The organism is Moraxella sp. CTOTU48717 (assembly GCF_032057165.1).
Classification (GTDB): domain Bacteria; phylum Pseudomonadota; class Gammaproteobacteria; order Pseudomonadales; family Moraxellaceae; genus Faucicola; species Faucicola tetraodonis.
The window spans coordinates 1-14,770 of the sequence record NZ_DAMBBC010000002.1 but is presented as its reverse complement, the minus strand read 5'-3'; the positions used below and the strand labels follow the sequence as shown (position 1 = coordinate 14,770).

Sequence of the window (14,770 nt, the reverse complement as noted above, 5' to 3'; positions counted from 1 at the left end):
AAATTTATCGTTGTGTTAATGAAAAATCAAATCCCCGAAAATCAAATCCCCCAAAGTCAAACCATTGATATCATCAATAGTGACATTCCGACCCGTGCTGTTGATATGACTGACCATGAAAAACCAACCGTAGTGACCACCCCCAAAGGGGTATTGACCGCACTGGCTGCTTTTTTGATTTGGGGGTTTTTCCCGCTGTATTTTAAGCTACTCAAAGATTATGATGCGATTGAAATCATTGGGCATCGAATTATTTGGACGTTTGTCACGATTTTACTGATCATGATAGTGACTAAAAACTGGCACTGGGTGAAAGTGATTCAAGCCAACCCAAAATGGCTACTTTATACTGCCGTTTCGGGGACGATTATCTCGGTCAATTGGCTGGTGTACGTGTGGGCGGTCAATCATGATCAGATTTTGGAAGCCAGTTTGGGCTATTATATTGGTCCGTTGATGGGTATTTTACTATCGCTAGTGGTTATCAAAGAAAAACTGCGTCCTTTGCAATGGATGGCAGTGATTTTGGCAGCGATAGGCGTGGCGATTCAGTTGGTCGTGCTGGGTAAATTGCCGTGGGTATCGTTATTGTTGGCGAGTAGCTTTTCTGTGTATGGTTTGATGCATCGCCATACGCCGGTTGATGCGCTGTCTGCGATGTTTATCGAAACGGCATTATTGGTGCCGGTATTTATTGGCTGGTTCGCTATGCATGATGTTGCTAGTAGTCAATTAGATTTTTGGCTGTCGCCATCAATTTTTTTATTGATGCTTGCAGGGCCAGTGACCTTGATACCGCTATTGATGTTTAATAAAGCTACCAAAATGGTCAACTTTAGTTTATTGAGCTTTTTAAATTATTTGACCCCGTCCATGATTTTTTTATTGGCGATATTTTTGTATCATGAGCCTTTTAACATTTATAAATTGATTACCTTTGCCTTTATTTGGACAGGGTTGGTATTTTTTAGTTATGATTTAATCAAACAGCGAAATACCTAACGAGAGTAAAAATGACGACACCAGAAACCACCCAACAAACTAAGCTTGAAACGCCCCACAGCACCACGCAAGCCCCTACACAAAAAACCATGCATGAATCACTATATTCAGCGGCGGATGCCTTACACGCGATTGCAAACGAAAAGTCCAACAATCAGCCAATCAAGCTGACGGGCAATTCAACGGATACGGTGTTTGTGAAGGGACTTAAAGTCGATGCCGTGATTGGCGTGTATGAGTGGGAGCAGCAAATAACCCAACCATTGATTTTTGATATTGAAATGGTGGGCTGTCAATACCAAGCGTCGCAGACTGATAATATTCAAGATGCCATCAACTATAAAAGTGTCAGTGAGCGTGTGGCTGAAGTGAGCATTGCCAATAAAGTGGCGCTATTAGAGCGGTTAGCGCAATTGGTCGCTGAGATGATTTTGGCAGAATTTGCCCCAGAAAAAGTCACAGTGACGATTCACAAACCAACCGCCATCAAGCAAGCCGATAGTGTGGGGGTTAAAATTACCCGTTTTCAGCAAAATTAATTAGCCTAAGCAAAAAATATGTTTATTTGAGCATTTGAGTATGAGTGTACCACCGCGTGATGTCATAGTCATCGAAGCCTGTGTTTTGTCGTTAGCCAGTAATGTCAAACAACTTTATTATTTACAAAAAGCCAAAGACTGGCTGCAAAACTTTGGCACTTTGACCCTCAGCGCGATTCATAGTAGTGAAGATACTTGTAGTGATAACAATTTAAACGACGATGTAAACCAGCAAACATCCAATACAGCGGTTTATTTTAACCAAGTGGCTTATTTAGCATTTGCGCAGCCAATAGATTATTGGCAGTGGTTACAACTCACCAAGAAGTTTGAACAGCAACAAGACAGACTTCTGTACCAAAAACCCGCTGTTACATTAGACATTGATATCATTGCGGTAAAATGCCTGCATCAAATTGACAATATCGACAATAATCTCGATGAAAAAGGCAATCGATTCGTGCTATTTGCTCAATCAGCAAACCAGTGGTTAGGCATCCGCCGGCGTTTTCCACTAGCTTGTTATGACCAAGTAGGGATAGTAGATTTATCAAAAAATATCGATTTGTCCTTTATCCGAAGTTTTTAATCCTCATCGCTGTCACTATCACTATTAATATCACTGTCACTATCAATGCCCAATTTTTTCATACGGTAGCGCAGTGAGCGAAACGTTGTATTTAACAGTTTAGCAGCTTGGGTGCGATTCCAACCACTGCAGTTGAGCGCCGCGATAATGACTTTTCGTTCTTGATTCATCAAATATTCTTCCAGCCCTTCGGCAGGCAGTTGACCTTCTTCAGCAGAGGGCTGGGCTAAATTAGGTGCATTGATATTCCCTATCGGCGCATCTAAAGTTAACGATTCATGGGTTAACGCATCATGGGTGGATTGGGTTGGTGTGGGCGTGGGCGTAAGTTGAATATTGGGTTTGACTTTGTAACCACTTGCAAACAAGTTGCTGCCATAGGAAGTATTGATGGGGCTGTTGGAAGCGGATTTAGGCTCGGCTAAGGGCTCAACTTTTGGCGCGCTCGGTTGACTCGGTATTGATAAGACGGGGTGATTGGAGTTTTCTGTGATTTCATGAGTTTTTTGGGTTTCATGGATTCTAGGAGTGTCAGCCGGTACGTTGGCGGCTGATAATGGCAAATTCAAATGATGGGCTTCAATCACATTATCATCAGCTAGGGTAATCGCCCGCTCTAAGATATTTCTTAATTCACGCACGTTGCCTGCAAAGTGATGGTTTGTCAATTGAACCGCGGCTTCATTCGATAATGTCGGTGGCTGCGCTAGTCCCCAATCGTCTGCAATCAAAGAGATAAAATGATTGGCTAACAGTAAAATATCATCACGCCGTTCATTGAGACTGGGTAATTTTACTTCAATCACGTTGATGCGATAATATAAATCTTGTCTAAATTCACCCGTTTCGACAAGCTTAGCCAAATTTTTATGGGTAGCGGATAAAAGGCGCACATCCACGGCAATCTCTTGGGTGCTTCCAATGGAGCGGATTTTCTTTTCTTGTATCGCGCGTAATAATTTGACTTGCATGGAAATCGGCAAATCCGCTACTTCATCCAAAAATAGCGTACCGCCATTTGCTTGTTGGAATAACCCTTCTTTATCTGCGGTAGCGCCAGTAAAGCTGCCTTTTTTGTGCCCAAAGAACTCGCTTTCCATCAACTCTGATGGGATGGCGCCGCAGTTAACAGGCACAAAATTGGCAGAGCAGCGTGGGCTTAAATCATGAATGAGCTTGGCAACGACTTCTTTACCCGTGCCCGATTCTCCCCACAAAAATACGGGCGCTTGGCTACGCGCCAATTTTTGGATGGTGGTTTTGAGCTGGGTAATGGCGTTAGATTGTCCGATTAGGCGATTGCTAAAAGGATCATAGACTTCTTTACAATTGAGTTTATGGGCATTTTCTGCCACTTTTAAGGCGTTTTCGACCAACTGGCGTAGCCGTGATAGCTCAAGTGGCTTGTTGACAAAATCAAAGGCGCCCAATTTTAACGCTTCAATCGCCAAATCCATGCTACCGTGGGCGGTAATCACTGCCACAGGGGTTTTGGCATAATTTTTACTGATAAATTTAACGATATCTAGTCCTGTGCCATCAGGAAGTTTGAGATCGGTTAAGCAAAAGTCAAAACTATACGCTTGAAGATGGCTGATGCCGGTGGCATAGTCATAGGCGACTTTGGTTTCAATGCCCATTTTTTTGAGTGTCATCTGCATCAAGCGACACAAATCTACTTCATCATCAATAATCAGCGCTAATGCCATACAGATGCAAAACCTTTAACACAAAGTAATTAGAGGGGATTATAACACTTCGCTCATTTTATCGTCAGTAAGCTATGGCAAACAAGCTAGTGCAACGTTATGGCAGGCTAAATTATCATAGCCAAGTCATTTGCTAACCCAGTTACTTATTAACTCAGTTACTTGCTAGCGTCCGACCCACAAGCACCCTTGGTGATACTCATAGTCTTGTCCATAGCATTGCCGCCATTATTTGCCATACAAGCGTTGCCATAGGTTTGATAGTGGACGATGCCATTATTGATAGTTTTGACGCAGACAGGATCATATTGCATGGTGCACATCATCTCAGGTTTCTTGATGGGCTGAGGCATGGTTGTGTGGTTTTGCTGATCTGAGCTAACAGCTTGGCAGCCAAATAAACTTAATGAGAAACAGAGTGGGGTAAAAAACTTGAACATAGCATTTCCTTATTGTGTTCAGTAGGTGATATAAGAGGTGATACAAGCAGCATTGAGTATACCAAAACTCAGTGAAATCATCCCCAATAATAACCCACTTGCCAAATTATTATTGCTATTATCTGTTACCAAATCTTTAAAACTTAAGCAGGCAGCCCGCCGTCAGCCGTTGGACCATTAACCAAGCACGCCCCAAATCCGCCTATCGACAAGTACAAGGCTGATGGTTAAAACAGACTTGCCCATTTGGTCAGACACAGCATAAGAGGTAAAAGCTAAGGATTAAAAGGATGCGTTGAAGTCAATGTCATAGCCCAGTCAAAAGTTGTTGTGAAATTTGTTAGCGCATTTTATTTTATAGTTAAATTGATAAAGATTCACTATAACGATGTAACACTCGTTTGATCAAGAGGCAATCATGTTAACACTCACTTTTTTGGGTACATCAGCAGGGATACCCACCAAACACCGCAACGTCACCGCGCTTGCTGTATCACTCATCAATCCTTATAGCAAAGCAAAAAACGTCCCTTGGGTATTAGTGGACTGTGGGGAAGCCACCCAGCATCAATTACTCAAAACCCCGTTGTCCGTGATGCAGCTAGAATTGATTTGTATCACCCATGTGCATGGTGACCACTGTTATGGCTTGCCAGGGTTATTGGCTAGTATGGCGATGAGTGGGCGCAAGCATCCATTAACCCTTATCGCTCCACAAGCCATTGCCGATTATCTTGCAGCCGTGCAAGCCACGACAGCGCTGATGATAAGTTTTGACATTAATTTTATCGCCATTGAAAATAGAGCGCAGGGAGATAGTTACCAACCCATCACGCTGGATTTGACAGATGACCATCAGCTACAAGTTGACGTGATTGCGCTATCACACCGTATCCCTAGCCACGCCTTTAAATTCACCCAGCGCCTGTCCAAAAAAACCTTATTGACCCAAAAACTCACCGAGCTTAACGTGCTAGATAAACGGCTATGGGGAAAGCTTAAATACGGTATTGACGTCAATCTAGATGATAACACCTTACTAAAATCCGCGGATTTTGTCACCACCACGCTGCATAAAACCGTGCTAATAGTCGCAGGTGACAATGACTCACCTGAGCTATTAGCCGATGCCATATCAGATACCGATGTGTTGGTACACGAGGCCACTTATACCCAAGCAATTGCTGATAAACGAAAATTAGCCCCTAACTATTTTGACTCCATGCATTCAACCGCCAAGCAAGTTGCCGAGTTTGCGCAGTTATCACGGTTAAAAAACCTGATTTTGACCCATTTTAGCGCGCGTTTTCAACCTTTTGATAAACCTAGCAGTAAAACTTTAAATATGTCACATATTCGGGCAGAAGTGGATGCCAGTTATCAAGGTAATTTTTGGCTTGCCCAAGATTTTGATGAATTTAAAATCGACAATGGCAAGGTTAAAAAACGCAATACGCAAATAAACTAATCTTCAGAAAGCCATCTTGTTAAAAGAAAATTTTGTAAAAAGTTTTATTGATAACTTTTTTTTATACGCACCAGTCAAATTTACTTGTTATTCCGCCTAGAATTGTTTTGCATAATTAATTATATTTATGGTAATTTAATTATCATTTTTTTAATTTATAACTGTCTAAGCTAATCGTCAGTTGTGGATTGAGAATCCAACCGAACCGCTTGAGGAGAGTGTATGCAAATTGGTGTACCAAAAGAAACTGCATTATATGAAAATCGGATTGCGATTACCCCCGATACCATTAAAAAGTTCATCAAGTTGGGTCACAGTATTGTGGTCGAACGCGATGCCGGTAAAGGTTCGTTTATTACCAATGATGCGTTGGAACAAGCAGGGGCGCAAATTGTTGATGATGCGATCTCAACAAGTGATGTGGTGCTCACGGTCAATAGCTTACCGATTGAAAAAATCAACCAGCTAAAACAAGAAGCGATTGTCATCGGTATGATGAATCCGTATCGCAATGCCAATTTGCAGGACTATGCCAATCGCCACGCCAAAGTGTATGCCATGGAGCTATTGCCCCGAACTTTGTCGCGGGCACAAAACATGGACGTGCTGTCATCCCAAGCCAACTTGGCAGGTTATAAAGCGGTGATTTTGGCTGCTAACCAGTTTGGTCGTCCTTTCCCCATGTTTATGACATCGGCAGGTACGGTGAAACCTGCGCGTATTGTCATCCTAGGCGTGGGCGTCGCGGGTTTGCAAGCGATTGCCACCGCGCGTCGTTTGGGAGCGGTTGTGGAAGCCAGTGACTTACGTCCCACCGTGCGTGATCAAGTGGAGTCAGTCGGTGGTAAATGGCTCGATGTTCCCATGAGCGATGAGGAAAAAGCCAAAGCCAAAGACACAGGCGGCTATGCTTGGACACCGTCTGAGCAATATATCAAAGACCAAGCCGCGGTTGTCGATAAAGCAGTCAGCCAAGCAGATATCGTGATTACCACGGCTCAAATTCCTGGTCGCAATGCCCCGCGTTTGATACACCAAGCTACCATCGATAAAATGAAATCTGGCTCAATTCTACTTGATATGGCCGTGGAAACAGGCGGTAACGTAGAAGGCTCAGTGGTCGGACAAAATATCATCACCCCAAACGGTGTCACCATCATGGGTGTGCCCAATATTCCATCGACCTTGGCGGCGCAGTCATCGGCATTGTATGCCAACAATTTGTATAACTTTTTTGCAACCTTGATGGATGACAATAAAGTGTTTGCGCTTAATCCAGAAGATGAAATCCAAAAAGCCTTGCTGGTTACTAGCCAAGGTCAAGTATTGTTAGCCAGTCGCTAACCTAATTTTCATTTAATTTTACCTATCGAGGTTAGGAGGTTTTATGTTATTGACCCTATTAGCGTCTGCGACATCTGCCACCCCATTTGTGGCAATCTTTAGTATCTTTGTTTTGGCTATTTTTGTGGGTTATTACGTGGTTTGGGGGGTAACACCTGCACTGCATACCCCACTCATGGCAGTGACTAATGCATTATCCAGTATTGTCATCGTCGGTGCCATGCTGCAGACCGTCAGCATCAATGGGGATATGTTTACCCCAACAAGTCTTTTGGGGGCGTTTGCGGTATTTTTAGCCAGCATCAATATTTTTGGTGGTTTTTCGGTGACGGAACGTATGCTAGCGATGTTTAAATCAAAAGATAAAAAAGCCAAAGCTGAGCCAAACAAAGAAGGAAATGCTTGATGAATGAGAATTTGAATTGGGTCGCCCAACACGCTGATTGGTTTTATTTGATTGGTGCGGTGCTATTTATTTTAACCTTACGGGGTTTATCAAGTCCAAAAACCGCCATCCGTGGTAACCGATTCGGTATGATAGGTATGGCGATTGCTATTATCACTACCTTTTTCTTGGCACCCAGTCCGGTATTTGTATTAATTGTTGGCGCGATGGTACTAGGCGCGGTGGTCGGCACTTGGAAAGCACGTACCGTTGCCATGACGCAAATGCCAGAAACCGTGGCTTTGATGCACTCTTTAGTCGGTTTATCGGCGGTTGCCATCGCACTAGCGAGCGTGTTGCATACAGGTGTCGAGCATAGCACCATCGCGCGGTTTGAGTTATTTATCGGCTGTTTTATTGGCGCAATTACCTTCTCAGCGTCAATGTTTGCTTTTGGTAAATTGGCGGCAAAAAGCTGGGCAAAGACGATTAAAGGCAGTTGGGTAAAACCTGTCCAAGCGCTATTGTTCATCGCGATGTTAGCATTTGGTATTATGTATTTTACCACCCAATCTATGCCAGCGTTTTATGCCATGACCATTTTGGCTATTATTTTTGGCTGGATGTGGATTGCGCCGATTGGTGGCGGTGATATGCCTGTGGTGGTATCGCTACTCAACTCATTCTCTGGGTGGGCAGCAGCCGGTATCGGTTTTACCCTAGGTAACTCAATGTTGATTATCGCAGGTTCGCTGGTGGGTTCATCTGGGGCGATTTTGTCCTACATTATGTGTAAAGCCATGAACCGTTCACTGCTCAACGTATTGTTTGGCGGTATGTCAAGCAGCTCAGCCGCTGCGACAGAAGAAGATACCGGACCCAAAACTTACCGTACAGGCTCACCTGAAGATGCTGCCTTTATGATGGAAAACTCTAGCAGTGTCGTCATTGTGCCAGGCTATGGTATGGCGCAAGGCCGTGCGCAAAATGCGGTAAAAGAGCTTTATGAAATGCTCAAAGAAGAAGGCGTGGACGTGCGTTTTGCCATTCACCCCGTGGCAGGTCGTATGCCAGGTCATATGAACGTACTATTGGCTGAAGCAGATGTGCCGTATGAAGATATCTTAGAAATGGATGAAATCAATTCCGACTTTGCAGGTACAGATGTTGTGCTGATTATCGGTGCCAATGACGTGGTCAACCCAGCGGCAAAAGACGATCCAAACTCACCGATCTTTGGTATGCCAATTCTTGAAGCAAACAAAGCGCAAACCGTGATGGTCATCAAACGCTCAATGAGTGCCGGCTACGCAGGTCTTGATAATAGCTTGTTCTACATGGACAAAACCATGATGATCTTTGGCGATGCCAAAAAAGTAGTAGAAGACATGATTCGCCATATCAATGGTACAGGTCACTAAGTTTTTGTAACTTCAATCAACCCTGACTAACCAGTTTAGTCAGGGTTTTTTATTTGCTATAATCAGGCGGATATCACAAGGAAAATTCATGAATTTATTACTTCGTTACCTTATCTTATGTTTGATGCTAAAATCCGATAAAGCAAAGTCATCCAAACCAAGCTATAGCGATGCGATCATCCGCTACTATCGGATTTTGCCACATGATATGGGGTTTCGTCACCATGTGCCTAATTATCGCTACTTAAGCTTTATTGAGCTTAACATCCAACAGTGGCTGATGCAGCAACGTCCAACGGACAAGCTAGGTTGGGTGATTGCATCGCAACAATTAACTTATATCAAAGAAAGCTTTTTGTTGGATAAATTGGCGCTTCGCAGTCAATTATTGGCTTGGGATAAAAAATACCTGTATTTTCGCCACGAGTTTTGGGTGAAAAATGACTTAAATGTGGTGGCACTGACCAAAATTGTATTGATGTTGGATGGGCAAGTGCAACCGACCAGCGTCATTGTACAGCAAGATGAACAAGCTCATCCTGTCATCAAAACTTGGCAAGACAATCTTAACGAAATCAAAAAACTCACCCCCATCAAATAACTGGAGAAAAAATATGTCCCTCAAATGGAACGACACGTTAGAAATTGCCATTCAACTTTCTGAAAAATACCCTGATGAAGACGTGCAATATATTCGTTTTACCGATTTGCATCGGTATGTGACGCAGTTGGAAGAATTTGGCGATGACCCAACCAAATCGACCGAAAAACAACTAGAAGCGATTCAAATGGCTTGGCTAGACGAACTAGATTAAGCTGAATGCTAGATTCTTCTTCATACTAGATTGTTAATGAGCAGTAGCTAAATTAATTTACCCATGAAAAATTACCCACGTTTGCTTAATGCGTCAGCCAAAAATAACATTTTTTGATGTCATTGACTTGGGTAAATAATCATTTGCCAACCTCACGAAGATTGCCAACCCCAGCAAAATTAGCCGTATCACTGGGCTGTTAGCATGCCATATGTAGGTTAACAGTATTTAGTTTAACAGTAAGTTTTGTAATATTTGCTCATAAATTGCGGCAAGTTTGCCCAAGTCTTCAACTGCTACACACTCATCAATTTGGTGGATGGTTGCATTACGCACGCCAAGCTCAACCACTTCAGGCGACCTATTGTCAACATTCAGCGTTGCGATAAAACGACCATCTGAAGTGCCGCCTGTGGTTGACAGCTCTGTATCTGTCCCTGTCACGGCTTTAATCGCGGATTGACAGGCGCCGACGAGGTTGCCTTGCGGCGTCAAAAATGGGTTGCCTGATAATTTCCAATTGATGTGATAACTGGCTGCACCGTCTTGAAAATGCTTGTCAAAAATCGCATGGGTGGTCGCTTTAAGTTTCTCATCGTTGGTCTCAGTTGAAAAACGAAAATTAAACTCAGCGCTTAAAGTTGCAGGAATCACATTGTTAGCCCCAGTGCCTGCATTAAGGTTGGAGATTTGCAGGGTGGTGGCGGGAAAATACGCATTGCCATTGTCCCAAGTTTGGCTACAAAGCTCGGATAGGGCTGGCAAGGCATAATGAATAGGGTTCACTGCCAAATGCGGGTAGGCAACATGACCTTGTTTGCCAGTGACTGTCACAACGGCGCCAAGCGAGCCACGGCGACCATTTTTGATGATATCGCCCAATGTGTGAGTGCTAGAGGGTTCGCCAATCAAGCAATAGGTTATGGGTTGGTTGCGCGATTGCAATGTTTCCACCACTTTGACTGTACCGTTAACCGAAGGACCTTCTTCATCAGCGGTGATTAAGAAAGCAATTGAGCCGTGATGATTGGGGTGCTTGGCGACAAAATTTTCAACAGCGACAGTAAATGCCGCAATCGCTGTTTTCATGTCTGCAGCACCACGCCCATACAGTATGCCATCTTTGATAGTAGGCTCAAATGGCGGATAAGTCCATTGGCTGACATCGCCCGTGGGCACGACATCGGTATGTCCTGCAAAACATAATACGGGCGCCTGCGCCTGCCCACGACCTTGACGAATTGCCCATAAATTTTTGACTTCTGCTTCGCGTCCTGTTGCACCTTTTTCACCAAAGTATAAAAATTCACAATCAAACCCAAGGTGGTTAAGCCGCTCAGCCAGTATATTTTGACAGTCAAGGTCAGTTGGCGTCACTGATGGCTCGCGCATCAGCTGTAAACTCAGTGCTAAGGTTTGCGCTTGAAGGTGGTCTAAATCAGTGGCATTACTGGCATAATCAGTCATTGTCGTTTCCTTAAAATCTCTCAAAAAGCTCGCTTATTTGCGCTGCATATTAGCATAAATTAGCGCCTTAGCGGGTCGCATTGTTCGCAATCGCTCAGGATTTTGGCTACAATACGCTTTTTTTCTCGCTATGCTTTTTTCTTATTGTGCTTTTTTGTGTTTTTTGCGAATGTTACTGGGGACGTGTGATACCGATGAATATCTCTACTTTTTTAATGGGCATGAGCGTGTGCTTTTCGTTAATTTTGGCGATTGGGGCACAGAATGCATTTGTGCTTAAACAAGGGCTAAAACAACAATTTGTGTTTATCGTGTGTTTGATTTGCGCGTTATCTGATGCGGTGTTGATTACGGGTGGCGTGTTTGGTTTTGGCAAGCTGATTTCACAATTTCCGCTGATTATCACCATCGCCAAATACGCAGGGGCGTTGTTTTTAATTGTGTATGGTACTCGAAGTTTTATTGCCGCTTATCAATCAAACCAATCGCTCGTGGCGCAGGGTGAAGACGTTGGTAATTTAAAACAGGTGATTGCCATGTGCTTGGCGTTTACTTGGCTCAATCCCCATGTGTATTTAGATACGGTGATTTTGCTTGGGACGATTGCGTCACAGGTTACCGATAAATTGGCGTTTGCGTTGGGTGCAATTTTATCATCGTTTATCTTCTTTTTTAGTTTGGGTTATGGTGCGCGTGTGCTGCAGCCGCTATTTGCCAAACCATTGTCTTGGAAAATTCTTGATATCCTCATCGGGATTGTGATGTGGGGGATTGCGGCAAGTTTATTACTGGCTAATTAGCCCATCTTTTCTCATCCAAGTGGCAATGGAGAAGCGTTCACGATGGGTGATTGCGACTTGATGGACTAAGTTACTGTTAAAAATCACCAATCTGTTACCTTGGGGCTGTAATTGTTGCTGTCTGTCATGCTGATCGATGACGATAATTTCACCGCCATCGGGCGCGCCCCAACCCTCATTGAGATAAAAAACCGCTGATAACACACGTTCATCACGCCCTTGCGGGTTGTCTGAATGCCACTGATAACCATACCCTGCAGGGTAGCGGGCATAATGGGCTTCACTACGGCGAATGCCTGTGTATAAGGTTTGATTAAAAAATTGCGCGAGCTCGTTAATCGCTTGTAGATACTGCATACCTATCGGACAGCGCTCATCAATCCAGCGGGTGCTATCGCCGCGAATGCTAGTGATTCGCTCACCCTGCGTCAAATTGGCGGCATGGTAATCAATCAAGCCACTCTCTTTTTGTAACGCCTGAAAAAATTTGACGTCAAAACAGTCATCTAGCACGATAAACCCGTCATTAACCAAACCGTCAAGCTGTGCGTCATTTATTTTTTCAAACCAATTGGGCAGGATAAAATTCAACTCTGGCATATGCGCTATGTTTCCTCCACTATTGTTTAAACATTTAACTGGGCAATTTTTAGCAAAAACTTCTAGCAAAAACTTCGCCAATTTTTGATAGCTATGCTACCATACCTGCTAATTTGTTTACGAAAAATTTATTATGAATTATCAACACAGCTACCACGCGGGCAACTTCGCTGATGTGGTAAAACACGTTTTATTACTCCAATTACTTGAGATGATGAGCGCCAAGCCAAAACCTTATTATATTTTGGATGCGTATGGTGGGCGCGGTTTGTATTCACTTGCCAGTGATGAAGCCAAAAAAACGGGCGAAGCCATCCATGGCATTACCAAACTGCTAGCGCAAGATAATAGCCAAGCGCCACAGGCGGTGCAAACCTATCTACAAGATATTGGCTACGCCAAAAAATTCTACGATAAGCATGTGTATCCAGGTTCGCCTTGGTTTATTGCCCATCATATTGAAAAACAACAAGACGCTCACCCAGAGATTAACAATCGCGCCGAAGCGTTTGAATGGAAAGCAAGCGAATTTGATGCGCTCAACTACCAACTGCACCAATTGCCCATTGGCGTGCAACATCGCAATGCCTATGAAGGAATTTTGGCGGTGCTACCACCGCAAGAAAAACGCGGGTTGATTTTAATCGATCCTCCCTTTGAACAGGAACACCGTGATTTTAGCGCATTGGTAGATTTATTGGTCAAAGCGCATAAAAAATGGTCAACCGGGGTGTTGGCTCTTTGGTACCCCATCAAAAACAACGACGCGGTTGAGCTGTTTTATAAAAAAATGAAACGCACCGAAATCCGTCGTCAGTTGGTGCTTGAGCTGAATATTTTTCCACCCGATTTGCCGATGGGCTTAAATGGGACGGGTATGCTGGTGATTAACCCACCGTGGCAATTTGATGCTAAAGCTGAAGAGATTTTGCAATATCTACAGCCAATTTTGCAGCATCCTGAAAGCCCACAAATGAGCGTGGAACAGCGCACCAAAGTACAATGGTTGGTTGGCGAATAATTTCACACTTGGCGTGTTAAGTGGTCACACAACCCGCCAAATTTCGCAATTTGTTACCGAGCTCGATGCACCTAGCAACAGAAAATTTATTATAGACGACCTGCAAGAGACAACCTGCAAGGATAATCAATGAATAACGATAATAATAACCAACCAACCCTTATCAAGACGCCCATCGACGCATTACAACAGCCGCAACAGCCGCAACAGCACACTAAGGATATCAATCCGATTCAGCTTGAGCATCAGCGTAACCGTGAATTGGCAGAAACCGATGACTATGATGGGCTCACCTTTGAAGTCATTGAAAATGCGCGTGTCGCTGACAAAACGATTGCGCAAAAAGGCGTTTATTTAATTCCCAATTCATTCACGCTATTATCGCTGCTTGCGGCATTTTATTCGATTACCCAAAGCGCGTTGGGGGAAGGGCATTATATGCGTGCCTGTGTGGCGATTTTTATCTCGGCATTGCTAGATGGGTTAGATGGTCGGGCGGCAAGGCTATTCAATGCACAAAGTCCCTTTGGCGAGCAGCTAGACTCGCTAGCCGACTGCATCGCGTTTGGACTTGCGCCTGCGTTATTGATTTATCATTATGCGTTAGAGCCGTTGGGGCGTATTGGTATCGCTTGCGCCTTTGTGTATGCTGCCTGTGCCGCGTTGAGACTGGCGCGTTTCAATGTACAAATTGGTGTTGTTGATAAAAAATACTTTGTCGGGGTAGCAAGTCCGTTAGCCGCTATTTTAGTCACGACGTTTGTGATGGTGCATATGGATTGGCAAGTTGAATTGCCGGCGACCAGTCCCGCTTTTCAAATTTTGGCAGCCATTTGGGTAGTGATTGCGGGCTTTTTGATGGTGAGTAATTTAAAATACTATAGCTTTAAAGAGTTTGATAAAAAGCGTGTCCCGTTTGTGGCATTGATTTTGATTGTGTTTGCGCTCGGTATCGTGCTGTATAATATTCCTGCAGGACTGCTGGCGATTAGCGTGATTTACGCCTTATCGGGCCCAGTAACTGCGGTTTGGAGCAAGCTTAAACGCAAACCTGTTTAGAGCTACTTTAGGTTTTTTTGTTTCAGTAGTAATTTTTTTTAGAAACGGATGTTCAAATATAGTTAAAACCGAATTATACCAAGCAACTTTCAACACAATCCTTAAGCGTAT

General features: G+C 43.7%; 16 protein-coding genes. 12 read left to right on the top strand and 4 right to left on the bottom strand.

Annotated features, from left to right (window positions below; genetic code table 11):
* Positions 1-105: 105 nt before the first annotated feature.
* Genes rarD through RT084_RS01650 form a run of 3 tightly spaced genes read left to right on the top strand, consistent with a single transcriptional unit; the run spans position 106 to position 2,130 of the window.
* A complete protein-coding gene (gene rarD / locus RT084_RS01660; RefSeq protein ID WP_312383650.1) occupies positions 106-1,002 on the top strand; it encodes an EamA family transporter RarD in 897 nt (298 codons plus the stop codon).
* 11 nt (positions 1,003-1,013) lie between these two features.
* Entirely contained in the window at positions 1,014-1,541 is a 528-nt protein-coding gene (gene folB, locus RT084_RS01655) for a dihydroneopterin aldolase (RefSeq protein WP_282849480.1), read from the top strand.
* 40 nt (positions 1,542-1,581) lie between these two features.
* Positions 1,582-2,130, top strand: coding sequence for a hypothetical protein (locus RT084_RS01650; RefSeq protein ID WP_312383594.1), 549 nt, complete (start codon positions 1,582-1,584; stop codon positions 2,128-2,130).
* Here the strand turns inward: RT084_RS01650 and RT084_RS01645 are convergent.
* Both RT084_RS01645 and RT084_RS01640 read right to left on the bottom strand, forming a co-directional pair.
* Positions 2,127-3,839 (bottom strand): sigma 54-interacting transcriptional regulator, encoded by a 1,713-nt coding sequence (locus RT084_RS01645; RefSeq protein WP_313097402.1) that lies wholly within the window; start codon positions 3,837-3,839, stop codon positions 2,127-2,129. The genes RT084_RS01650 and RT084_RS01645 overlap by 4 nt on opposite strands.
* 158 nt (positions 3,840-3,997) lie before the next feature.
* Positions 3,998-4,279, bottom strand: a complete 282-nt coding sequence (locus RT084_RS01640; RefSeq protein WP_203171869.1) for a subtilase-type protease inhibitor — start codon at positions 4,277-4,279, stop codon at positions 3,998-4,000.
* A 418-nt stretch (positions 4,280-4,697) separates the two neighbouring features.
* On the opposite strand from RT084_RS01640, the gene RT084_RS01635 reads away from it, so the two are divergent.
* The 6 genes from RT084_RS01635 to iscX all read left to right on the top strand — a co-directional run bounded on the left by RT084_RS01635 (position 4,698) and on the right by iscX (position 9,712).
* Positions 4,698-5,747, top strand: a complete 1,050-nt coding sequence (locus RT084_RS01635) for a ribonuclease Z (RefSeq protein WP_312383598.1) — start codon at positions 4,698-4,700, stop codon at positions 5,745-5,747.
* A 222-nt stretch (positions 5,748-5,969) separates the two neighbouring features.
* Positions 5,970-7,091, top strand: coding sequence for a Re/Si-specific NAD(P)(+) transhydrogenase subunit alpha (locus tag RT084_RS01630; RefSeq protein WP_099833975.1), 1,122 nt, complete (start codon positions 5,970-5,972; stop codon positions 7,089-7,091).
* A 43-nt stretch (positions 7,092-7,134) separates the two neighbouring features.
* The gene (locus tag RT084_RS01625; protein WP_076776182.1) at positions 7,135-7,497 is read left to right on the top strand and encodes a proton-translocating transhydrogenase family protein; all 363 of its coding nucleotides are present in this window, start codon (positions 7,135-7,137) and stop codon (positions 7,495-7,497) included.
* Between the two features lie 11 nt (positions 7,498-7,508).
* Complete coding sequence (locus RT084_RS01620; RefSeq protein WP_312383652.1) at positions 7,509-8,897, top strand: NAD(P)(+) transhydrogenase (Re/Si-specific) subunit beta; 1,389 nt, start codon at positions 7,509-7,511, stop codon at positions 8,895-8,897.
* Between the two features lie 88 nt (positions 8,898-8,985).
* Positions 8,986-9,498 carry an acyl-CoA thioesterase gene (locus RT084_RS01615; RefSeq protein WP_312383600.1) on the top strand — a complete coding sequence of 171 codons (513 nt, stop codon included), beginning with the start codon at positions 8,986-8,988 and terminating at the stop codon, positions 9,496-9,498.
* A 13-nt stretch (positions 9,499-9,511) separates the two neighbouring features.
* Positions 9,512-9,712 (top strand): Fe-S cluster assembly protein IscX, encoded by a 201-nt coding sequence (gene iscX, locus RT084_RS01610; RefSeq protein ID WP_007116656.1) that lies wholly within the window; start codon positions 9,512-9,514, stop codon positions 9,710-9,712.
* 228 nt (positions 9,713-9,940) lie between these two features.
* Here the strand turns inward: iscX and dapE are convergent, their stop codons facing one another.
* On the bottom strand, positions 9,941-11,179 hold the full coding sequence (dapE, locus tag RT084_RS01605; protein WP_312383603.1) for a succinyl-diaminopimelate desuccinylase: 1,239 nt from the start codon (positions 11,177-11,179) through the stop codon (positions 9,941-9,943).
* A 185-nt stretch (positions 11,180-11,364) separates the two neighbouring features.
* Between dapE and RT084_RS01600 the strand changes: the two genes are divergently transcribed.
* Complete coding sequence (locus RT084_RS01600) at positions 11,365-11,979, top strand: LysE/ArgO family amino acid transporter (RefSeq protein ID WP_313097397.1); 615 nt, start codon at positions 11,365-11,367, stop codon at positions 11,977-11,979.
* Here the strand turns inward: RT084_RS01600 and RT084_RS01595 are convergent.
* Entirely contained in the window at positions 11,965-12,579 is a 615-nt protein-coding gene (locus tag RT084_RS01595) for a 2OG-Fe(II) oxygenase (protein WP_313097396.1), read from the bottom strand. The two genes, RT084_RS01600 and RT084_RS01595, sit on opposite strands and share 15 nt — an antisense overlap.
* Positions 12,580-12,712: 133 nt before the next feature.
* On the opposite strand from RT084_RS01595, the gene RT084_RS01590 reads away from it, so the two are divergent.
* Together RT084_RS01590 and pssA are read left to right on the top strand one after the other, a co-directional pair.
* Positions 12,713-13,600 (top strand): 23S rRNA (adenine(2030)-N(6))-methyltransferase RlmJ, encoded by an 888-nt coding sequence (locus RT084_RS01590; RefSeq protein WP_007116651.1) that lies wholly within the window; start codon positions 12,713-12,715, stop codon positions 13,598-13,600.
* A 129-nt stretch (positions 13,601-13,729) separates the two neighbouring features.
* Positions 13,730-14,659 carry a CDP-diacylglycerol--serine O-phosphatidyltransferase gene (gene pssA, locus RT084_RS01585; protein ID WP_312538693.1) on the top strand — a complete coding sequence of 310 codons (930 nt, stop codon included), beginning with the start codon at positions 13,730-13,732 and terminating at the stop codon, positions 14,657-14,659.
* The last annotated feature ends 111 nt before the right edge of the window (positions 14,660-14,770 follow it).

What these genes read in the sequence shown, in the direction of transcription:
- rarD (WP_312383650.1), top strand. Translation starts at nt 106, where the DNA reads ATGACTGACCATGAAAAACCAACCGTAGTGACCACCCCCAAAGGGGTA.
- folB (WP_282849480.1), top strand. Translation starts at nt 1,014, where the DNA reads ATGACGACACCAGAAACCACCCAACAAACTAAGCTTGAAACGCCCCAC.
- RT084_RS01650 (WP_312383594.1), top strand. Translation starts at nt 1,582, where the DNA reads ATGAGTGTACCACCGCGTGATGTCATAGTCATCGAAGCCTGTGTTTTG.
- RT084_RS01645 (WP_313097402.1), bottom strand. Translation starts at nt 3,839, where the DNA reads ATGGCATTAGCGCTGATTATTGATGATGAAGTAGATTTGTGTCGCTTG.
- RT084_RS01640 (WP_203171869.1), bottom strand. Translation starts at nt 4,279, where the DNA reads ATGTTCAAGTTTTTTACCCCACTCTGTTTCTCATTAAGTTTATTTGGC.
- RT084_RS01635 (WP_312383598.1), top strand. Translation starts at nt 4,698, where the DNA reads ATGTTAACACTCACTTTTTTGGGTACATCAGCAGGGATACCCACCAAA.
- RT084_RS01630 (WP_099833975.1), top strand. Translation starts at nt 5,970, where the DNA reads ATGCAAATTGGTGTACCAAAAGAAACTGCATTATATGAAAATCGGATT.
- RT084_RS01625 (WP_076776182.1), top strand. Translation starts at nt 7,135, where the DNA reads ATGTTATTGACCCTATTAGCGTCTGCGACATCTGCCACCCCATTTGTG.
- RT084_RS01615 (WP_312383600.1), top strand. Translation starts at nt 8,986, where the DNA reads ATGAATTTATTACTTCGTTACCTTATCTTATGTTTGATGCTAAAATCC.
- iscX (WP_007116656.1), top strand. Translation starts at nt 9,512, where the DNA reads ATGTCCCTCAAATGGAACGACACGTTAGAAATTGCCATTCAACTTTCT.
- dapE (WP_312383603.1), bottom strand. Translation starts at nt 11,179, where the DNA reads ATGACTGATTATGCCAGTAATGCCACTGATTTAGACCACCTTCAAGCG.
- RT084_RS01595 (WP_313097396.1), bottom strand. Translation starts at nt 12,579, where the DNA reads ATGCCAGAGTTGAATTTTATCCTGCCCAATTGGTTTGAAAAAATAAAT.
- RT084_RS01590 (WP_007116651.1), top strand. Translation starts at nt 12,713, where the DNA reads ATGAATTATCAACACAGCTACCACGCGGGCAACTTCGCTGATGTGGTA.
- pssA (WP_312538693.1), top strand. Translation starts at nt 13,730, where the DNA reads ATGAATAACGATAATAATAACCAACCAACCCTTATCAAGACGCCCATC.